Source organism: Rhizobium sp. BK060, assembly GCF_014193145.1.
Classification (GTDB): Bacteria; Pseudomonadota; Alphaproteobacteria; order Rhizobiales; family Rhizobiaceae; genus Rhizobium.
On record NZ_JACHYW010000011.1, the window covers coordinates 149,542 to 170,108 of the forward strand.

The 20,567-nt window shown below is 60.2% G+C and carries 17 protein-coding genes; 9 read left to right on the forward strand and 8 right to left on the reverse strand.

The window, feature by feature from the left end; translation table 11 throughout:
• Nucleotides 1-23 precede the first annotated feature (23 nt).
• Nucleotides 24-1,571 carry an amino acid permease gene (locus FHT71_RS14485; RefSeq protein WP_007802387.1) on the reverse strand — a complete coding sequence of 516 codons (1,548 nt, stop codon included), beginning with the start codon at nucleotides 1,569-1,571 and terminating at the stop codon, nucleotides 24-26.
• A 126-nt stretch (nucleotides 1,572-1,697) separates the two neighbouring features.
• On the reverse strand, nucleotides 1,698-2,471 hold the full coding sequence (locus tag FHT71_RS14490) for an N-formylglutamate amidohydrolase (RefSeq protein WP_132590673.1): 774 nt from the start codon (nucleotides 2,469-2,471) through the stop codon (nucleotides 1,698-1,700).
• A 175-nt stretch (nucleotides 2,472-2,646) separates the two neighbouring features.
• Here FHT71_RS14490 and FHT71_RS14495 point away from each other — a divergent pair, with 175 nt between their 5' ends.
• From FHT71_RS14495 to FHT71_RS14520, 6 genes are all read left to right on the forward strand, one after another.
• Nucleotides 2,647-3,519, forward strand: coding sequence for a MurR/RpiR family transcriptional regulator (locus FHT71_RS14495; RefSeq protein WP_132590671.1), 873 nt, complete (start codon nucleotides 2,647-2,649; stop codon nucleotides 3,517-3,519).
• A 181-nt stretch (nucleotides 3,520-3,700) separates the two neighbouring features.
• Nucleotides 3,701-4,804 (forward strand): ABC transporter substrate-binding protein, encoded by a 1,104-nt coding sequence (locus FHT71_RS14500; RefSeq protein ID WP_183720485.1) that lies wholly within the window; start codon nucleotides 3,701-3,703, stop codon nucleotides 4,802-4,804.
• 74 nt (nucleotides 4,805-4,878) lie between these two features.
• Nucleotides 4,879-5,772 carry an ABC transporter permease subunit gene (locus FHT71_RS14505; RefSeq protein ID WP_007802396.1) on the forward strand — a complete coding sequence of 298 codons (894 nt, stop codon included), beginning with the start codon at nucleotides 4,879-4,881 and terminating at the stop codon, nucleotides 5,770-5,772.
• The gene (locus tag FHT71_RS14510) at nucleotides 5,769-6,557 is read left to right on the forward strand and encodes an ABC transporter permease (protein ID WP_007802398.1); all 789 of its coding nucleotides are present in this window, start codon (nucleotides 5,769-5,771) and stop codon (nucleotides 6,555-6,557) included. Before FHT71_RS14505 ends, FHT71_RS14510 begins: the two co-directional genes overlap by 4 nt.
• A gap of 13 nt (nucleotides 6,558-6,570) precedes the next feature.
• Nucleotides 6,571-7,632: an ABC transporter ATP-binding protein gene (locus FHT71_RS14515; protein ID WP_183720488.1), complete on the forward strand. Its 1,062-nt coding sequence runs from the start codon at nucleotides 6,571-6,573 to the stop codon at nucleotides 7,630-7,632.
• A 203-nt stretch (nucleotides 7,633-7,835) separates the two neighbouring features.
• On the forward strand, nucleotides 7,836-8,141 hold the full coding sequence (locus tag FHT71_RS14520; RefSeq protein WP_132590670.1) for an NIPSNAP family protein: 306 nt from the start codon (nucleotides 7,836-7,838) through the stop codon (nucleotides 8,139-8,141).
• A 58-nt stretch (nucleotides 8,142-8,199) separates the two neighbouring features.
• Here FHT71_RS14520 and FHT71_RS14525 read toward each other — a convergent pair whose 3' ends face one another.
• The 5 genes from FHT71_RS14525 to FHT71_RS14545 form a co-directional block, all read right to left on the reverse strand.
• On the reverse strand, nucleotides 8,200-9,201 hold the full coding sequence (locus tag FHT71_RS14525) for an ABC transporter ATP-binding protein (RefSeq protein ID WP_132590668.1): 1,002 nt from the start codon (nucleotides 9,199-9,201) through the stop codon (nucleotides 8,200-8,202).
• Between the two features lie 12 nt (nucleotides 9,202-9,213).
• Nucleotides 9,214-10,296, reverse strand: a complete 1,083-nt coding sequence (locus FHT71_RS14530) for a Gfo/Idh/MocA family oxidoreductase (RefSeq protein WP_132590666.1) — start codon at nucleotides 10,294-10,296, stop codon at nucleotides 9,214-9,216.
• A complete protein-coding gene (locus FHT71_RS14535; RefSeq protein WP_007802408.1) occupies nucleotides 10,293-11,135 on the reverse strand; it encodes a carbohydrate ABC transporter permease in 843 nt (280 codons plus the stop codon). The genes FHT71_RS14530 and FHT71_RS14535 overlap by 4 nt, the downstream gene beginning before the upstream one ends.
• A gap of 10 nt (nucleotides 11,136-11,145) precedes the next feature.
• Nucleotides 11,146-12,093: a sugar ABC transporter permease gene (locus tag FHT71_RS14540; protein ID WP_007802410.1), complete on the reverse strand. Its 948-nt coding sequence runs from the start codon at nucleotides 12,091-12,093 to the stop codon at nucleotides 11,146-11,148.
• A 186-nt stretch (nucleotides 12,094-12,279) separates the two neighbouring features.
• Nucleotides 12,280-13,539 carry an ABC transporter substrate-binding protein gene (locus tag FHT71_RS14545; RefSeq protein WP_132590664.1) on the reverse strand — a complete coding sequence of 420 codons (1,260 nt, stop codon included), beginning with the start codon at nucleotides 13,537-13,539 and terminating at the stop codon, nucleotides 12,280-12,282.
• 526 nt (nucleotides 13,540-14,065) lie between these two features.
• Between FHT71_RS14545 and FHT71_RS14550 the strand changes: the two genes are divergently transcribed.
• The 3 genes from FHT71_RS14550 to FHT71_RS14560 are packed head-to-tail and all read left to right on the forward strand — an operon-like array spanning nucleotide 14,066 to nucleotide 16,636.
• Nucleotides 14,066-14,950: an N-acetylglucosamine kinase gene (locus FHT71_RS14550; protein WP_132590662.1), complete on the forward strand. Its 885-nt coding sequence runs from the start codon at nucleotides 14,066-14,068 to the stop codon at nucleotides 14,948-14,950.
• A complete protein-coding gene (locus FHT71_RS14555; protein ID WP_183720491.1) occupies nucleotides 14,947-15,711 on the forward strand; it encodes a GntR family transcriptional regulator in 765 nt (254 codons plus the stop codon). Before FHT71_RS14550 ends, FHT71_RS14555 begins: the two co-directional genes overlap by 4 nt.
• A gap of 49 nt (nucleotides 15,712-15,760) precedes the next feature.
• Nucleotides 15,761-16,636: a protein phosphatase 2C domain-containing protein gene (locus FHT71_RS14560; protein WP_132590660.1), complete on the forward strand. Its 876-nt coding sequence runs from the start codon at nucleotides 15,761-15,763 to the stop codon at nucleotides 16,634-16,636.
• A gap of 89 nt (nucleotides 16,637-16,725) precedes the next feature.
• On the opposite strand, the gene metH is transcribed toward FHT71_RS14560, so the two are convergent.
• Nucleotides 16,726-20,499, reverse strand: a complete 3,774-nt coding sequence (metH, locus tag FHT71_RS14565; protein ID WP_132590658.1) for a methionine synthase — start codon at nucleotides 20,497-20,499, stop codon at nucleotides 16,726-16,728.
• Nucleotides 20,500-20,567: the final 68 nt, after the last annotated feature.

Below are 20,567 nucleotides of genomic sequence, written 5' to 3' on the forward strand. Positions count from 1 at the left end.
GGTTGGAGAGGGAAGTCGAAACCTCAGGCTTCGCCAACGGCCTTCTCGGCAGCCGCGATCTCGGCTTGACGACGCGCAACCTCGTCGCCGATCGGCGGGCCCTTGAAGCGGCGGCTTTCGAAGCCGAACCAGACGATACCGGTGAGGACCAGGAAGCCGACAGTGATGTAAAGCGCCCACTGGTTCGGCGGCTGAATGCCGAGGACGAAGATCAGCATCATCGCCAGGATCGACAGGACCGCAAACAGCTTGAACGTGCCTTCGCCGAGGTTCCATGGTCCCATCTTGTCCCACTTCGACGTGCCCCACGCGAAGAGACCGAGGGTGATCGGGATCGCGAAGGAGAAGAACAGGAAGATGACCGTGCACGAGACGACGATCGTGTAAACCGGGGTCTCGCCGATCGAAACAAGCGACGAGCCCCAGACGAACAGAACAGAGAGGATCGAACCCGTCCAGATGGCGGCAACCGGCGTGCGGTGCTTCGGGCTGACCTTGGCAAGAGCCTTGGATGCCGGCAGACCGCCGTCACGCGAGAAGGCGAAGATCATGCGGGAGACCGAGGTCACCGTCGCCAGACCACACAGCCATTGGCTGACGAAGATGGCGAGGTAGAGCAGATCCTTGACGACAGGATTGACCTGACTGTCCATGGCCCAGAAGAACACGTTCCAGCCCTGTTTGGCCGCATCGTCCATGTTCGGGAGCATCAGCACGAATGCGCAAAGCATGATGTAGCCGAAGAGCGCCGACCAAAGAACGGAGGCGACCATGCCGCGCGGAACGGAATGGGCGGCCTTGACCGTTTCTTCCGAGGTATGTGCCGAAGCGTCATAGCCGGTGATCGTGTAGATCGGCAGCAGGAGGCCGAGCAGGAACACCCAGGCGCCCGAGGTCGACGGCCAGACGTTGCCGCCGGCTTCGCCGGAATAGTTGGCGAAAGTGAAGAGACGGGCAATGTCGTAGGACGGCGCTGCCAGCAGGCAAACTGCAGCAAGGGCGATTGCCGTTACGAAGATCAGGTAGCCCGAGAAATCCGTGAGCTTCGCCGTCAGCCCGATCCCCATGTGGTTCACCAGCGCCTGGGCACCGGTAATGATCACCAGGAACAGGATGCGAACGGTGGTGGTATCGGTCAGCCCGAAATAGCTGGTGCCGAACGAGCCCATGAAGAAGTAGTAGGTGCCGACATTGATCGCGCCGAGAACCGTGACAAGACCGAGCAGGTTGAACCAGGCGGTCAGCCAGCCGGTGAAACGGTTGCCGAGGATCGAGCCCCAGTGATAGAGGCCGCCTGCAGTCGGATAGGCCGAGCTGATCTGCGCCATCGCGACAGCGAACACCAGCGAAACGAAGCACCCGAGCGGCCAACCGATGCCGATGGCCGCACCGCCAGCACCCGCCGTGGCTTGAGCCAGCGAGTTGATGCCGCCGGAAAGAATGCAGATGATAGAGAATGAGACCGCAAAGTTCGAGAACGAGCTCATCCGCCGTTCCAGCTCCTGGGCGTAGCCCATGGAGTGCAGGATGTGCATATCCTGCTTTTTGTCGTGATCCGTGTAGTCGGACATGACTTCCCCCTGTTTAGCGATCAGCCGCGGGATTGCGGGTGATCATCCAGTGCCAAAGTGCCCGCGACGTTTTCGCCTTCGGGCTGATCGCAGTTAGACTGCCCCCTGGGATCTTTTTCTTCGTTGTCAGGCGTCCAGGCTTTGCTGGAGAAGCCCCGTCAGATAGTCGGCCACGACCCCTTGACCGTCTTCGTCTGAGATGAGGTCGTTGCGGACCTCGATCATTACATTGCGTAGCCCGTTGGATAGCCCATGCAGGATCAGCGTGTGGGTCACGCCATCCGCAGGGCCATAGGGCTCGTTGCGTTCGATTTTGTAGAGAGGCGAGCCGGTCGATGCGGCGTTCAAAACGCTGTCGGCAAAGCGGCTGTCTTCGTCGTGCAGTATACCAATTTCCACGGTGCGCGTCTTCCCGTGGTACACCGGAGTGAAGCTATGGACTGTTGCAATCACCGTCTCCTGCCCCCTCGCCATGCGATCGCGAATCAGTGCGCGAATGGCGTCGTGGAAAGGAATATACAATGCTTCGGTGCGCATGAGGCGTTCTTCCGCGCTGAGATTGGCATTGCCCGGAATATCGTAGATTTCGCTTCTCGAGGGCATCGCCCCCGGAGACTCCGGCGGCCTGTTGCAATCATAGATCAATCGCGAGAACCGCTGGTAAATGAGCGTGGCATCGAGCGCTTGTGAAATCCCGCGGGCAACTGCCAATGCGCCTGGATCCCATGCGATATGACTTTCCAAGGCCTCGCCGGACAGACCGAGCGTTCCGTAGCGTTCAGGCAGGAGGCGGGACGCATGTTCGCAGATCACAAGCAACGGGCTCTTGCCGGTCGGCCGCTCGACCGAAACGCACCCCCCTTCCGTTTCGCTTAGGACCTTGAACTGAGCAGGCACCACAGCCGCATCCCGATCATTAATAAAGAATGTATAAGAAAAGAATTCTTCAGGTTCCGACGACTGTCAAGCGCATCCTGAAAATTTCTTTTCATGACGGTAGTTGACATGGATTGTGACAGCGTTGTTAACTTTCGGTGGGAAAGTGGCACAAGACCAATCCCGGGGAGCAGATCGCGTGACCGCTGCGTCGAAGACAGTTTCGGACGTAATCCATTCGCATTTTGGCACGCTTACGCGGGCCGAAAAGCAATTGGCTGAGAGCCTGTTGGACAACTACCCCGTCTCCGGACTGGGGAGCATCACGACGATTGCAGAAAATGCCGGCGTATCGACGCCGACAGTCGTGCGCATGGTCCAGAAGTTGGGCTTCAAGGGCTATCCCGACTTCCAGGCGCACCTTCATCAAGAGGTCGAAGCGACGATCTCGAACCCTATCACCAAGCATGACCGCTGGGCCTCCAATGCGCCGGGAACGCACATTCTCAACCGCTTTGCCGACGCAATCATGGGCAACCTGCGTCAGACGCTGAGCGGCCTGGATACGGCCACCTTCAACAGCGTTGCCTCCCTGCTGTCCGATCGCAAGCGCAGCCTCTACTTCGTCGGCGGACGCATTACCGGCGCGCTGGCCGAGTACTTCTTCACCCACATGCAGGTCATTCGACCGAACACGGCGTTGCTGTCATCGAACTCCAGCAGCTGGCCGCAATACGTGCTCAATATGAGTCCCGGCGACCTGCTGGTCATCTTCGACATCCGCCGCTACGAGCAGGAGATGGTCAGCCTCGCGACCGCCGCTCGCAAAAGCGGCGCCGAGATCGTCGTCTTTACCGACCAATGGGGCTCTCCTGCTGCCAAGCTCGCGCGCCACAGCTTCCGCGTGCAGATCGAGGCCCCATCGGCCTGGGACTCGTCTGTCGTCACTCTCTTCATCGTCGAAGCTCTCATCGAAGCCGTTCAGAGCTCGACTTGGGACCAGACGAAAGAACGTATGAAAACCCTGGAGGGCCTATTCGAGCAAACCAGACTTTTCCGCAAACTCAGCTAGGAGGGAAAATAAGACAGATAGATGACGTGAGACGGTCGAGCGAACAGCGTGTTGTAAATGAAACATCGCCGCCAACTGCCTGCTATACAAAGAAAAAAGAACGTCACCAAACTGTCACGAAAGCTTCACGTAACGTCAGTAACAGCATCGTCGGACACTGAAAACCCGAAGGAGAACAACAGTGATCTCTAATATTTCGAAAATGCTTTCGCTTTCTACTGCGATTGTCGTTGCTTCGACTGCAATCGCAGCCGCTGAGCCAAGCGCTGAACTTATCGCTGCCGCCAAGAAGGAAGGCACGCTGACGACGATTGCGCTTCCGCACGACTGGTGCGGCTACGGCGACGTCATTGCCGGCTTCAAGGCTAAGTATGGCCTCGAGGTCAACGAACTGAACCCGGACGCAGGCTCGGGCGACGAAATCGAAGCCATCAAGGCCAACAAGGGTAACACCGGCCCGCAGGCTCCTGACGTCATCGACGTCGGCCTCTCCTTCGGCCCCTCGGCAAAGGCAGACGGCCTGATCCAGCCCTACAAGGTCTCGACCTGGGACTCCATTCCGGACAGTGCCAAGGATGCTGACGGCTTTTGGTACGGCGACTACTACGGTGTTTTGTCGTTCGTCGTGAACACCGACATCATCAAGGAAGTGCCGAAGGATTGGGCCGACCTGAAAAAGTCGGACTACGCCAACAGCATCGCACTTGCCGGTGATCCGCGCGCGTCGAACCAGGCTGTCCAGGCCGTTTATGCCGCTGGCATCGCAGCCGGTGAAAAGGATGCGACCAAGGCTGGTGAAGCAGGTCTCGCTTACTTCGCCGAACTCAACAAGGCCGGCAACCTCGTTCCTGTGATCGGCAAGTCCGCTTCGCTCGCTCAGGGCTCGACCCCGATCGTCGTTGCGTGGGACTACAATGGTCTCTCCTGGCGCGATACGCTGAAGGGCAACCCGCCGGCTGAAGTCGTCGTTCCGGCTTCGGGCGTCGTTGCCGGCGTTTACGTCCAGGCGATCTCCGCCTTTGCTCCGCATCCGAACGCTGCAAAGCTCTGGATGGAATACCTTTACTCGGACGAAGGTCAACTTGGCTGGCTGAAGGGCTATTGCCACCCGATCCGCTTCAACGATCTGGCGAAGAACAAGAAGGTCCCGCAGGCACTTCTCGACAAGCTGCCGCCGGCTGCTTCCTATGAAAAGGCAGTCTTCCCGACGCTCGCCGAGCAGGCTGCTGGCAAGACCGCTATCACCACCAAGTGGGACAGCGTCGTCGGCGCCAACGTCAAGTAATCTCTGACGCAGCACCTCTCCGCCCTCGTGGCGGAGAGGTTTCATTCTTCATTGCCCCGATAAGGCTGTCGTCTATGACCACTGTTTCAACATCCGCGGCCCCAGCCACGCCCATGATAAACCGCGACAGGATCGTAGACTGGCTCGGCATCGCGCCGTTCATGATCTTTGCTGCGATGTTCCTTATCATACCGACGCTTTATCTGGTCGCAGGCGCGTTCCTGACGCCGGAAGGCGACCTGACCCTCAAGAATATCGTCGATCTCTTCACGCCGTCGATCCTCAGCGCCTACTGGATCAGTATCAAGGTGTCCGTGGCATCAGCCTTGGGTGGCGCGCTGATCGGCTTCTTTCTCGCCTGGGCGGTCGTGCTCGGCGGTCTGCCGAACTGGGTTCGTTCGGGCCTCCTGACCTTCTCCGGCGTCGCCTCCAATTTTGCGGGCGTACCGCTTGCATTCGCCTTCCTCGCCACGCTCGGGCGCACCGGGCTCGTGACCGTCCTGCTGCGCGACTGGTTCGGCTTCAATCTCTATTCCACCGGCTTCAACCTGCTGAGCTTCTTCGGGCTAACTCTCACCTACATGTACTTCCAGATCCCGCTGATGGTCCTGATCCTGACGCCGGCGCTCGACGGCATGAAGAAGGAGTGGAAGGAAGCCGCATCGATCCTTGGCGCGACCAATGGCCAGTACTGGCGCATGGTTGCCTTTCCGATCCTCTGGCCGAGCCTGATGGGCACGACGCTGCTTCTCTTCGCGAATGCCTTCGGCGCCATCGCCACCGCCTACGCGCTGACCGGTAGCTCTCTCAACATCGTGCCGATCCTGCTCTATGCACAGATCCGCGGCGACGTGCTTCACAACGCCAACCTGGGCTACGCGCTCGCGCTCGGCATGATCGTCATCACCGGCCTGTCCAACCTCCTCTACATCCTGCTGCGCATGCGCGCTGAACGGTGGCAAAAATGAAGACATCACGCCTTGGAGCCTGGATCGCCATCGCATTCGGCGCGATCTACTTCGTGCTGCCGCTCATTGCCACGATCGAATTCTCGCTACGCATGCGCCGCGGCGCCTACAGTTTCGATGCCTACGCTTCGGTTTTCTCTGAGGCGCAGTTCCGCGAAACCTTCGGCTATTCGATGCTGATGGCGCTGCTGACGATCGTCTTCGGTATGCTGCTCGTGGTGCCGACTGCCTATTGGGTGCGTCTGCGCTTGCCGCAGATCCGCCCGATCGTCGAGTTCATCACGCTGCTGCCACTGGTTATCCCGGCAATCGTGATCGTATTCGGCTATCTTAGAATGTACAACTCTTCCTCGATCCTGCCGCTGACGGGCTCGACGACAGGTACGAACATCCTGCTCGTCCTCTCCTACATGACGCTGTCGCTGCCCTATATGTACCGCGCCGTCGACACCGCCATGCGCGCGATCGACGTCCGCACGCTGACGGAAGCGGCCGAAAGCCTCGGCGCAAGCTGGACGACGATCTTGTTCAAGTGCATTTTCCCGAACGTCATGAGCGGCGTACTCTCGGGCGCCTTCATCACTCTTGCGATCGTCATGGGCGAATTCACCATGGCCGCGCTCCTCAATCGTCCGGCTTTCGGCCCATACCTGCAGCTGGTCGGCGCCAATCGCGCCTACGAGCCGTCGGCGTTGGCCGTCATCGCCTTCTCTATCACTTGGCTCAGCATGGGCCTGCTGCAACTCGTCTCCCGCTTCCACAAAGCCGCCCCGGCTAAGTCGTAAGGTATCTGGTTTCATGGCTTTTCTCGAACTCGCAAACCTCAAGAAATCCTTCGGCGCAACGCAGGTCGTGCATGACTTCAACATGCAGATCGAGAAGGGTGAATTCATCTCGTTCCTCGGCCCGTCGGGCTGCGGCAAGACAACGGTCCTGCGCATGATCGCAGGCTTCGAAGCGCCCTCGGCCGGTCGCATCGCCATCGGCGGCAAAGAGCAAAACAATTTGAAGCCCAACAAGCGCAATATCGGCATGGTTTTCCAGGCCTATGCGCTGTTTCCCAACATGACCGTTCACGACAATGTCGCCTTCGGCCTGAAGGTCGCCGGTGAGCAGGCGACGGAGATCGATCAGCGCGTCAAGGAAATGCTCGGGCTGATCAAGCTCGATCATCTTGCCGACCGCTATCCCTATCAACTGTCTGGTGGACAGCAGCAGCGCGTGGCGCTTGCCCGCGCCCTTGCGGTACGCCCGCAGGTGCTGCTGCTCGACGAGCCACTGTCAGCCCTTGACGCCAAGATCCGCGTGTCGTTGCGCGAGGAAATCCGCGCCATCCAGCAGAAGCTCGGCATCACCACCGTCTTCGTGACGCACGACCAGGAAGAGGCCCTCTCGATCTCCGACCGTATCGTCGTCATGAACGCCGGCCGTGCCGACCAAATCGGAACGCCATTCGAGATCTACAACACGCCGGCAACGCGCTTCGTCGCCTCCTTCGTCGGCACGCTCAACATGATCGAGGCGAAGGTCGTCGATCCGGCCGCCAACCGTATCCAGATCGGCGATCAGGGCGTGACCTTGAAGCAGTCGGTCGCCGCCTTCAAGGCTGGTGATACCGTCTCGCTGGCCCTGCGTCCGGAGGCCGGATCGCTGGCTGAGGGAACGCCAAGCGATACGAAGCTGACCGGTCAGGTCGTGTCCGCCCACTTCCTCGGTTCTGTCATCCGTACGCGCATGAACGTCGGCGGCAACGTCATCTCCTTCGACATGTTCAACAGCCCCGGCGTAACGCCCCCGGTCGCGGGCGAGACCGTTACGCTTCGCTTCATGGCGGCCGACCTCCTCGTCATCCGCGACTGACCACGCGGGCAGGGCCGCGCTCATGTTTTGCGGCTTTGCCACACTCGCTTCCGCATTTCCGGGCGCTGCATCTTGCGGCGCCGGAAATTGCTTGGAATAGCGACCTTGATGCGCAACGACAGCTGAAACGTTTTCGTTCAGCAAAGTCAGCACCATACCCCCTGCCATGACCGCACCGGCATGGCCTCAAACCGGATGTTTCAATGATTACCTGCTATCTGCGTTACACGATCGACCCTTACAAGATCGCCGAATTCGAGGAGTATGCTCGACTCTGGATCCCGATCGTCAATCGAATGGGCGGCACGCATCACGGTTATTTCCTGCCGTCCGAGGGCGCCAACAACATTGCTATCGCGCTGTTCTCGTTCCCGAGCTTCGCGGCCTACGAAGATTACCGTACCCGCATGGCAGCCGACCCGGAATCCCAGGCCGCGTTCGATCTCGATAAACGTAACCGAAGCATCATCAGCTACGAGCGCAGTTTCATGCGGCCCGTCCTTGGCTGATCGGTAGAAACGAAAGACCCCGCTCGATCGCGGGGCCTTTGGTTCGTGGCGGGCCTAGCTAGCGGATCGCCTTGTCATTTGCATCGAAGCGATGCATGTGGGCCGTATCCGGCGTCGCATAGACGAACTCATCGGGCTCGTACTTGTGCTCGCCAAAGAGCCGCGCGGTGATGAGACCGCACTGTTCGGATTCCAGATAGATGATCGTGTCCGCCCCGAGATGTTCGACATGGACGACCTTCGCCCGCCAAGTGCCATGTTCGCGCGAAAGGGTCAGATGCTCCGGGCGGACGCCAACGGTCTTTGCGCCGGCATCGGCGACCTTGTCGCCCGGAATGAAGTTCATCATCGGCGAACCGATGAAGCCCGCGACGAAGACGTTTGCGGGGCGGTTGTAGAGCTCCATCGGCGAGCCGACCTGCTCGACCGCGCCGGCATTCAGCACCACGATCTTGTCGGCAAGCGTCATCGCCTCGACCTGGTCGTGGGTGACGTAGATCATCGTTGCCTTGAGGCTGCGGTGCAGGCGCGCGATCTCGAGACGCGTCTGGACACGCAAGGCGGCATCGAGGTTCGACAGCGGCTCGTCGAAAAGGAAGAGCGCCGGCTCTCGGACGATCGCGCGGCCAATGGCGACACGCTGGCGCTGACCACCGGAAAGCTCGGCCGGGCGCCGGGCGAGATACGGTTCGAGCGACAGCATCGACGATGCCTTGTTCACCCGCTTGTCGACCTCGTCCTTCGGCGTGCCGGCCTGCTTGAGACCGAGGCCCATGTTGTCCTTGACCGTCAGGTGCGGATAGAGCGCATAGGACTGGAACACCATCGCGATACCGCGCTTGGCGGGAGGCGTCAGCGTCTCATCCTTGCCATTGATGAGAACGGCGCCCGAGGTGACGTCCTCCAATCCGGCAATGCTGCGCAGAAGCGTCGATTTTCCGCAACCCGAAGGTCCAACGAAAATAACGAACTCGCCGTCCTTGACCTCCAGGTCGATGCCCTTCAGCACTTCGTGCGTGCCGTAAGTCTTGCGGATGGATTTGAGTTGAAGCGATCCCACTCGTCGTATTCCTTATCGTTTGGCCGGCTCTTGGAGCTTGACGGCTTGTCCGGTACGCACGCTTTCGTCGGCGGCGAGGCAGATGCGCAACGAAGCGACGGCGTCTGCCATGTGGCGGTTGAGGTCGATGTCCTCGCGAATAGCCTTCAGCATAAAGGCCTGCTCGCGGTCGCAGAGTTCCTGATGGCCAGGTTCTCCCGCCATCGTCATATCCTCGTCCGGCCTGAGGAACTTGCCATCAGGTCCGGTCCCCGCCGTGTGCAGACGAATGACCGAGGTCTTGGTGTGAGCGTCGATGTCGTCAGACTTGGCGTTCGGGTCCATCACGATCGACACAGATCCCTTCGGCGACATGATGTCCTTCACGAAGAACGCCGTTTCCGAGATCATCGGGCCCCAGCCGGCTTCATACCAGCCGACTGAACCATCCTCGAACAGCACCTGCAGCTGGCCGTAGTTGTACATATCGGGCGCGATTTCGTCCGAAAGGCGCAGTCCCATGCCGCGCACCTCGACCGGCTTGGCGTCGGTGATCTGGCACATGACATCGACATAATGCACGCCGCAATCGACGATTGGCGACGTCGTCTGCATCAGTGACTTGTGGGTTTCCCAAGTGGGGCCGCTGGACTGCTGGTTGAGATTCATGCGGAAGACATACGGCCCGCCGAGCTTGCGCGCTTCCTCGATCAGCCGCATCCAGGACGGGTGGTGACGGAGGATGTAGCCGATCACCAGCTTCCGCCCAGCCTTCTTTGCCGCCGCGACCACACGTTCCGCATCGGCGACCGTTGTCGCCAGCGGCTTCTCGACGAAGACGTCGCAACCCGCCTCGAAGGCAGCGACCGCATAATCGGCGTGCGTGTCCGAGTAGGTGCAGATGGCGCAGAGATCAGGCTTCAACTCGGTGAGCGCCATCTTGAAATCCGAATGGATCTTGTAACCCCTCAGTTCCTCCGGCAGATCAGGCATCGAGCGGTTGACCAGCCCGACAATCTCGAAGCCGGGATTGCTGTGATAGGCCAGCGCATGGCTGCGTCCCATGTTGCCGAGGCCGGCAACCAGGACGCGGATTGGCGTGTCGGATGCACTCACTTGACCGCTCCCGATGTAATGCCGCGGATCAACTGCCGCGAGAAGATGACATAAAGGACGAGGATCGGCAGGATCGCCAGCGACAGCGCGGCAAGCACGGCGTTCCAATTGGTCACGAACTGCCCGATAAAAATCTGCGAGCCGAGAGTAACGGTCTTGGTTGCTTCGGATGGCGCCAGGATAAGCGGGAACCAGAGGTCGTTCCAGATCGGGATCATCGTGAAGACGGCAACCGTTGCCATGGCCGGGCGTACCAACGGCAGCACCAGCCGGAAGAAAATCGAATATTCCGAGAGCCCGTCGATGCGACCGGCATTCTTTAGGTCATCGGAAACCGTCCGCATGAATTCCGACAGGATGAAGATCGCCAGCGGAATGCCCTGAGCCGTGTAGACGAGGATCAGCGCCGTCAGCGTGTTGACGAGGCCAGCGGCTACCATGCCTTGGAGAATGGCGACTGTGCCGAGGCGAATCGGGATCATGATGCCGATCGCCATGTAAAGACCAGTCAGTGTGTTGCCCCTGAACTTGTATTCCGAGAGCGCGAAGGCCGCCATCGCTCCGAACAACAGCACGAAGAAGATCGAAACGACGGTTACGATGAAGCTGTTCTGGAAGTAGGTGGCGAAGTCGCCCTGCCCCAGCACGGTCTGATAACCGACAAGGCTGAAGGTCGAGGGCGTAGGTACCTGCATCGGCGAACGGAAGATCGCGTTGCGGTCCTTGAACGAGTTGATGATCGTCAGGAACACCGGGAAGATGGCAACAAGCGTATAGCCGATGAGCGCCAGGTGGACGAGGCCGGTGCGGATGGGGGATGTGCGTGCTCTATTGGACATGACACACTCCTCAGAATTGGTACCGGCGCAGGCGCCGCTGGATAGCAAAGAGATAGAACGACACGCCGGCGAGGATGATCAGGAACATGGCCGTCGCGATCGTGGCGCCCATTGAGCGGTCGCCGAGCTGGAGCTGGAAACCGAAGAAGGTGCGGTAAAGCAGCGTGCCGAGAATATCGGTCGACATGTCGGGGCCAGCAAGTGCGCCTTGTACCGTGTAGATCAGGTCAAAGGCATTGAAGTTGCCGACGAAAGTCAGGATCGAAATGATGCCGATGGCCGGCAGGATGAGCGGCAGCTTGATCTTCCAGAACTGTGCCCAGCCGGTGATGCCGTCGCACTCGGCGGCCTCGATCACTTCTTCCGGGATGCTGAGCAGCGCAGCGTAGATCAGCATCATCGGAATGCCGATATATTGCCAATTGGAGATCAGCGACACAGCGATCAGCGCCGGTCCGGATTGCCCGAGCCATGGGGCGAAAAGCGACTTCATGCCAACGAGGCTCATCAGCCACGGAGCAACGCCCCAGATCGGCGACAGGATGAGCTTCCAGATGAAACCGACGATCACAAAGGAAAGCAACGTCGGCAGGAACATCGCCGTGCGGTAGAACGCCACGAAGCGAAGCCGCGGCGTCGACAGCAGCGCGGCCAGCGCGATGCCGATCGGGTTCTGCACACACATGTGAATAAGGAAGAAGATGAAGTTGTTGACCAGCGCATTCCAGAAGTCGCGTGCCCAGCGCGCATCGCCGAACAACACCTTGTAGTTCGCGAGCCCGACGAAGGCAGGCGCGCCGTCGACGGTGTTGTAGAACGAAAGCCTCAGCGTTTCGATCAGCGGCAGGATCATGATCGCCGAATAGACGACGAATGCCGGGAAAAGAAAGACGCCGATGTGCCAGCGCACCGGGCGACTGATGGGAACGACATCGATAGCGGATTCGGCTTCGCTCATGGCTTTTGCCTGTTCTTCTTGGCTGCACCTGTGGCGCAGCGCGTCTGACACTGCGGGCAGAACGCCCGTCCCTCTAGTCGTCTCCCCGTCGCTTCGGGTTTCGAAGGCGGCGGGGAGAGGAACAGCGGATACGAAATTGGCTTTGAGCCGAAGTGAGGGACGGCTGGCGCCGCCCCTCAGCTTTCATCACTTGCCTGGCTTGTACCAGCCGTCGAGGCCCTTCTGGAGCTTCTCGGCAGCCACCTGCGGCGTATCCGTGCCGTTGACGACGTTCGCCGACTCAATCCAGGTCTCGTTTTCGAGGTTCGGCGTGCCGCGCCCCAGGATCTGATAGGTCGAGCGGATTGTCGACTTGTACGGGCCGCGCCAGGAAACGAACTCCTGAGCCAGCGGATCGGTCATCTTGACCGGGTTCGAATTCAGGCTGAAGAACCCCGGCAGCGAGTTCGCGTAGATGTCGGCGAATTCGCTGGAAGCAACCCAGCTCAGGAACTTCTTGGCTTCTTCGGCATGCGTGCTCTTGGCATTCAGAGCGACGCCGATATCCGGATGATCGGAGATATAGCCCTGGTCGCCGGCCTTCGGAACCGGCGGCGGGAAGGCACCCATCTTGAACTGCGCCTGGCTGTTGAACAGCGCGATTTCCCAGGAACCGGCCGGGTAGATCGCCGCACGACCGAGCGTGAAGAGGTTCTGGCTGTCAGAGTAGGTCTGCGCTTCGAAGCCGTCGCCGAGGTAAGGCTTCCACTTGGCAAGCTCCTCGTAGGGCTTGACCCAGCCGGCATCCGTCAGCTTCTGCTTGCCCTCGATCAACGACAAACGACCTTCTTCGCCCTTCCAGTAGTTCGGGCCGATGTTCTGGTAGCCCATGGTTGCGGCTTCCCAGAGGTCCTTCGTGCCCATGGCGAGCGGGATGTAGGTGCCGTCTGCCTTGATCTTTTCGAGCGCGGCAAAGAACTCGTCCTCCGTCTTTGGAACGGAGATGCCGAGCTTGTCGAACGCATCCTTGTTGTAGATGAAGCCGTGGATGACCGAGGCCATCGGCACGCAGAAAGTGGACTTGCCGTCGTCGGTCGACCAGGCAGCCTTTGCAACCGGCGTGAAGTTCTCCATGCCAGCCAGGCTGGTCAGATCGACGAGTTGCTTCTTCTTGAACAGTTCGAGCGATGTATCGAACGGACGGCAGGTGATGATGTCACCGGCCGAGCCGGCGTCGAGCTTGGCATTCAGCGAAGCGTTGTACTCGGTCGGCGCCGTCGGCGAGAAGACGATCTTGATACCCGGGTTCTTGGCTTCGAATGCCGGGATGATCTTCTCCTGCCAGATCTGCAGGTCGTCGTTACGCCAGCTTTCGACCGTCAGCGTGACGTCGGCGGCATGAGCAAAGCCCACGGATGTCAGCAGGCTCGAGGCCAGCAGGAAGCCTTTCAGTGCGGTGTTCTTCATTTCCCTCTCCTGTTTTGAGCGCCGATGAGGCGCTGTTCTTGACCTGAAACGAGCGGTTGCGTGCATGAGATGGCACCCACCGCCCCCTGAGGGCCGTCAGCAACTGCCGGCCCGAAAGCTCAAATCGGCTCGGCGGGCAAAGCACCCGTCGACCAGATAGCGCACCCGACCGAAAACCGGCCCGGCACAGCGACGAAAGGGAAAACTGATTGCGAAAAGCGACTTGAGAGCGACTGAGCCGCTACAGCCGGATCCACATTCCATCGAGTGGCCCGGCTTATCTTTATCCTGCCGGTTTATCGCTGCCCGATGCGCTGTTCCCTTTGATGGAATTAAGTCCAAAAAAATACCAATTGTCCAGCCAATTTTAACGTTTCGACGACAGAAAAACGCCATTAAAAATTTTAGTATTTAAAATCAATATGATAATAGGATGAATTTTTAAGTCTCTTTGGGCTTGGTAAATGGTATTTTTTTGGTATTGTAATGAAAACAAGGGAAATGAGCGGATTTTTTTGGTGGTTCAATGACAGAACTTACGATCGGCATTGATGGCGGCGGCTCCAGCTGCCGCGCCGCAGTCACGGATGCGACAGGACGTATCCTGGGCCGTGGCACGGCCGGCCCATCGAACATCCTGTCCGACCTTGATAGCTCGCTGCTCAACATCGTCGCGTCGGCGAAAAACGCATTGAGCGACGCCGGTCTCTTGCCTGAAACCGTTTCCAGCGTTGCGGCCGTCATTGGCGTCGCCGGCGCAAATGTGGGCGACTATGCCGCGCGCATCGAGCGTGCCTTGCCCTTTGCCAGACGTCGTGTCGTCACCGATGCGACGACGGCACTCCAGGGAGCGCTCGGCGATTGCGACGGCGTGATTGGCGCCTTCGGCACCGGCTCTGTCTACAATGCCCGCCGCGACGGAAAGCTTTACGGCATCGGCGGATGGGGATTCGTTGTCGGTGACCAGGCAAGCGGCGCCCGCCTCGGTCGCGACCTTCTGGAGCAGTCTCTGCTCGCCCATGACGGTGTGCGCCCCCCCTCGCCGGTCACCCAGACGGTCATGGCCGAGTATGGCGATGATCCCGAGCGCGTCGTCGAGTTTGCCCATGTCTCCCGTCCCAATGACTTCGCCCGCTATGCGCCCGTCGTCTTTGAGGCTGCCGCGAAAGGCGATCCGGTTGCGACGGCGATCGTGCAGAACGCGGCAGCCTCGATCGGCGAGAGCCTGGATGCCCTGCTTTGGCCGGAATGCCACGCCATCTGCCTGCTCGGCGGCCTGGCCAAGGCTTATCGTCCGTGGATTGCAGAGCGCCACATCGCCTTGCTGCAAGAGCCGAAGGGCGATGTCCTGCAGGGCGCCATCGAGCTCGCAGTGAAGTTCTTGCGCGAGGAAGGAAGAGGCGCGGCATGACGGATGATTTTGCAAGCCTCCTTTCCCCCGAGCGCCTTCAGGCCGGCGGCACCGGCCCGCTTTACGTCAAACTGCGGCGCACGCTGGAAGATGCCATCCGCACGGGCACGCTCAGGCACGGCGATGCCCTGCCGCCCGAGCGCGACATCGCCGAATTTGCGACGGTCAGCCGGGTCACGGTGCGCAAGGCGATCGATGAACTCGTCGCCGACGGCCTGCTTGTCCGCCGTCACGGCTCCGGCACCTTCGTGACCAAGCCGGTATCGAAGGTCGAACAGCGCCTCTCGCAGCTCACCTCCTTTACCGAGGATATGGCTCGGCGTGGAATGACCTCGCGCTCCGAATGGCTGCACAAGGGCATTCATACGCCCTCGCCGGATGAAATGATGATTCTCGGCCTCGCGACCGATGTCAGGGTCTCGCGCCTTAGCCGTCTGCGCATCGCCGACGACCAGCCGCTGGCAATTGAAAACGCCAGCGTTTCCGGCGAATTCCTGCCGGATCCCTTCGTTGTGACAACGTCGCTCTATGCGGAACTCGAGCGTCGCCAGGTCCGTCCGGTGCGTGCCGTTCAGAGGATTTCGGCGACCAACATGAAAGAGGCCGATGCGCACTTGCTCGGCGTCCCCGTCGGCGCAGCAGGACTGTCGATCGAACGTATCTCCTATCTGGGCTCCGGGCGCGCAGTCGAATTCACCCGCTCGCTCTACCGCGGTGATGCCTATGATTTCGTCGCCGAACTCACAATCGGTGCGCCGTGATGCCTGGTCGGATTGAAGAGACGGCGATGCGCCTCTATTGATTGCACCCATGACATCTCGCATCAGGATCCTCGACACCATCTCCGATCCCGGAAATCCGGCAAAGCCGAACGACGACAGCTTCGGGCACAACGAGGCTTGCGCCTTCGTCATCGATGGTGCGACGGGCCTCGGCGATCGCCAATATATGGATGAGGCAGGCAGCGACGCCGCGTGGATCGCGCGGCATTTCGCACGCGGTTTTCAAGATCAGATCACCCGCGACACCGACATCTCGCAGGTTGCGCGCAGCCTGTCGCTGGCAGCCCGTGCGGAATTTCTCCGCCACAACGAGAATGTGCCGCGCTACGCCTGGCCGTTGACCGCCTTTGCCATGCTGCATCAAACACGCGACGGCTTCCATTTCATCGGCCTCGGCGACTCTTGTCTCTTTCTGCTGCAAGAAGATGGCTCAGCCACGATGTACATGGCGATCCCGGGTGCCTATGAATATGAGCAGAACCAAGCGCGAAAGCACATTGCGCGAACGGGCGGCATCACGAAGGAAGGTGGCGCGCTCGGCAATCCCGAGACCCTCACGTTGTTGCGCCAGCACCGCGAGCGGCAGAATACGCCAGAGAGCGGCGTCTGGACCCTCGGCCTCGTACCGGAGGCGGCCAACCACCTGGTCTCCGAGCCGCTTGATATTAAAGGCAGGGCGCACGCTATCGTCTGCAGCGACGGTTTTTCGGACCTCGCGGTCCTTTACGCGGCCTATGATTCGGCAGGCTTAGTGCGCACCGCACGCGAGAAGGGTCTGCGGCCAATGCTTGACGAACTCAGGCGCTTCGAACGCGAGATTGATCCTGAGGGGTTGCGCTATCCGCGCTACAAACAAAGTGACGACACAACGGCGCTGCTTGTCGAGTTAGCGCCCGACACGTGAGGCGATTTTCGATTCAGATTCAGTTCGTTGCGACCAGAACCTGAATCAATCTATCCGACACTTGAATCAAATACTGAAGACGCAGCCGATCAGGCCGCGTCTTCGATTTCCTCGTCACGCTTGCGCGGCACGTAGTTGAGAACCGGGCCGAGCCAGCGCTCGACCTCAGCAACGTCCATGCCCTTGCGGGTGGCGTAGTCCTCGACCTGATCCCGCTCCACCTTGGCGACGCCGAAGTAGTAAGCGTCGGGGTGACCGATGTAGATGCCCGAAACGGAAGAGCCCGGCCACATTGCGTAGCTTTCAGTCAGCTTCACCCCAGCCGCCTTCTCGGCATCGAGCAAGCCGAACAGCGTCTTCTTCTCGGTATGGTCAGGCTGCGCCGGATAACCCGGAGCAGGACGGATACCGGCGTATTCCTCGGTAATGAGCTGCTCGTTACTCAGATACTCGTCCTTGGCGTAGCCCCAGTATTCGCGGCGAACCTGCTCGTGCATGCGCTCGGCAAAGGCTTCTGCAAAGCGATCAGCCAGCGCCTTTACGAGGATCGACGAATAGTCGTCGTTGGCCCGTTCAAAGCGTTCCGCAATCGCGACCTCCTCGATACCAGCCGTGACGACGAAGCCGCCGACATAGTCCTGAACGCCGCTTTCGACAGGTGCAACGAAGTCCGACAGTGCGACGTTCGGCCGGCCATCACGCTTCGACAGCTGCTGGCGCAGCGTGAAGAAGGTGGCAAGCTCATCCTTGCGGCTGTCGTCCTTGAACAGACGGATATCATCGCCGACCGCGTTCGCCGGCCAGAAGCCGATGACCGCACGCGGATGGAACCACTTCTCCTCGATGATCTTCGCCAGCATCGCCTGCGCATCGGCCCACAGCTGGCGTGCCGCCTCGCCCTGCTTCTCGTCTTCCAGAATTGCCGGGAAACGGCCGCGCAGTTCCCAGGTCTGGAAGAACGGCGTCCAGTCGATGTACTTGGCGATCTTCGCGAGATCGTAGCCGTCGAAGACCTTGGTACCGAGGAAGCTCGGCTTGGTCGGCTTGTAAGCCGTCCAATCGACCTGCTGCACGTTTTCGCGGGCTCGTGCCAGCGGCAGACGCACCTTCTCGGCCTCGCTGCGCGCATGCGCGGCGGCCACCTTCGCATATTCGGCGCGGATATCGGCCACGTAGCCGTCGCGGCCCTCGGGCGACAGCAGCGATGAGACGACACCAACGGCGCGGCTGGCATCCGTCACGTAGACAGCCTGCCCCTTGTTATAGCCAGGATGGATCTTGACCGCCGTGTGAACGCGGCTCGTCGTTGCACCGCCGATCAACAGCGGCAGATCCAGTCCCTGCCGCTCCATTTCAGCGGCGACATGCACCATTTCGTCGAGCGACGGCGTGATCAGGCCGGAAAGACCGATGACATCGACCTTCTCGGCAACAGCCGTTTCGAGGATCTTCGTTGCCGGTACCATGACGCCGAGATCGATGATCTCGTAATTGTTGCAGGCGAGCACGACACCGACGATGTTCTTGCCGATATCGTGGACATCGCCCTTCACGGTCGCCATGAGAATCTTGCCGGCAGCCTTACGGTCGTCGCCGCCGTTCCGGCGTTTCTCTTCCTCCATGTAGGGAAGCAGCACGGCAACCGCCTGCTTCATTACGCGGGCAGATTTGACGACCTGCGGCAGGAACATCTTGCCGGAACCAAAGAGATCGCCGACCACGTTCATGCCGGCCATCAGCGGGCCTTCGATGACGTGCAGCGGCCGCGCGGCCTGCTGACGGGCTTCCTCGGTGTCGGCCTCGATGTATTCGGTGATGCCGTTGACCAGCGCATGCTCCAGCCGCTTCGCGACGGGCCATTCGCGCCAGGAAAGATCCTGTGCCTTTGCTTCTCTTGTGCCAGCGCCACGGAAGCGTTCGGCCACCTCAAGTAGCCGCTCGGTCGCATCGGCGCGGCGGTTCAGCACCACGTCTTCGCAGGCTTCGCGCAGTTCCGGATCGATCTGGTCGTAAACGGCAAGCTGCCCGGCGTTGACGATCCCCATGTCCATGCCCGCCTGGATGGCGTGGTAGAGGAACACGGCATGCATCGCCTCGCGCACCGGCTCGTTGCCGCGAAACGAGAAGGACAGGTTCGAGACGCCGCCTGAGATATGCACCAGCGGCATCGTCTTGCGGATCGTCCGCGTCGCCTCGATGAAGTCGACGCCGTAATTGTTGTGCTCCTCGATACCGGTCGCGACCGCAAAGACGTTCGGATCGAAGATGATGTCTTCGGGCGGGAAGCCCGCCTTTTCGGTCAAGAGCTTGTAGGCGCGAGCGCAGATCTCGACCTTGCGCTCGTAGCTGTCTGCCTGCCCCGTCTCATCGAAGGCCATGACCACGACGGCCGCGCCATAAGCGTGCAGCAACTTTGCCTGGGCGAGGAAGTTCTCTTCGCCTTCCTTGAGCGAGATCGAGTTGACGATCGGCTTGCCCTGAACGCGCTTCAAACCGGATTCGATGATCGAAAACTTCGACGAGTCGATCATGACAGGCACGCGAGCGATATCGGGCTCAGCCGCGATCAAGTTCAGGAACTCGACCATCGCCCTTTCGGAATCGATCAGCCCCTCGTCCATGTTGATGTCGATGATCTGCGCGCCGTTTTCCACCTGGTCGCGCGCCACATCGAGTGCTGCCGTGTAGTCGGCATTGGTGATCAGCTTGCGGAACCTCGCGGAACCCGTGACGTTGGTGCGCTCGCCGACGTTGACGAACGGAATGTCCTTGGTCAACTCGAAGGGCTCGAGACCCGACAGCGACATAAAGGGGCGATGCTCGGGGATCGGACGCGGCTTGTACTTGGCGACGACTTCGGCAATCGCCTGGATATGTTCCGGCGTCGAACCGCAGCAGCCGCCAACGATGTTGACGAGGCCTTCGCGCGCAAAGCTCTCGATCTGCGCCGCCATCAATTCCGGCGTCTCGTCATACTGGCCGAACTCGTTCGGCAGGCCGGCATTCGGATAGGCGCAGATGAAGGTGTCGGCAACGCCTGACAGCTCCTGCAGGTGCGGACGCATGGCGTTGGCGCCGAGCGCGCAGTTGAGGCCGATCGTGAACGGATTGGCGTGACGCACCGAATTCCAGAAGGCGGACGGCGTTTGGCCGGACAGCGTACGGCCGGAAAGATCGGTGATCGTGCCCGAGATCATCACCGGCAGGCGGATTCCCTTCGCCTCGAAGCGCTCCTCGCAGGCAAAGATTGCGGCCTTGGCGTTCAGCGTGTCGAAGATAGTCTCGATCAGGATAATGTCGGCGCCGCCGTCGATCAGGCCGTCTATCTGCTCGCCATAGGCGATGCGCAGATCGTCGAAGCTGACGGCGCGGAAGCCCGGATTGTTGACGTCGGGCGAAATCGAGGCGGTGCGGTTCGTCGGGCCGATGGCACCGGCGACGAAGCGGCGGCGGCCATCCTCGCGCTCGGCGCGGACTGCCGCACGGCGCACGATCTCGGCGCCTTCCTTGTTGAGGGCGTAAACCTCGCCTTCCATCGCATAATCGGCCTGTGCAATGCGTGTCGACGAGAACGTATTCGTCTCGAGAATATCGGCACCAGCCTTGGCATATTTGTAATGGATCTCTTCGATCGCATCCGGCTGCGTCAGGATCAGAAGGTCGTTGTTGCCCTTCTGGTGGCAGGCACAGCCAATGAAGCGGTCGCCGCGGAAATGGTCTTCATCGAAGCCCAGCCCCTGGATCTGCGTGCCCATGGCACCGTCAAGAACAAGGATGCGTTCGCTGGCGGCTTTCTTGAGCGCCGCAAACACTTCACTTCCGTCGCGCTTTGCCCCTTCGGAACCAAACAGAGTATCAAACACGGGCGGACTCCTTGACGTCGTTACAGGCCAATTGACCAAATCACATAAAGATATCTTTATGTCAATAT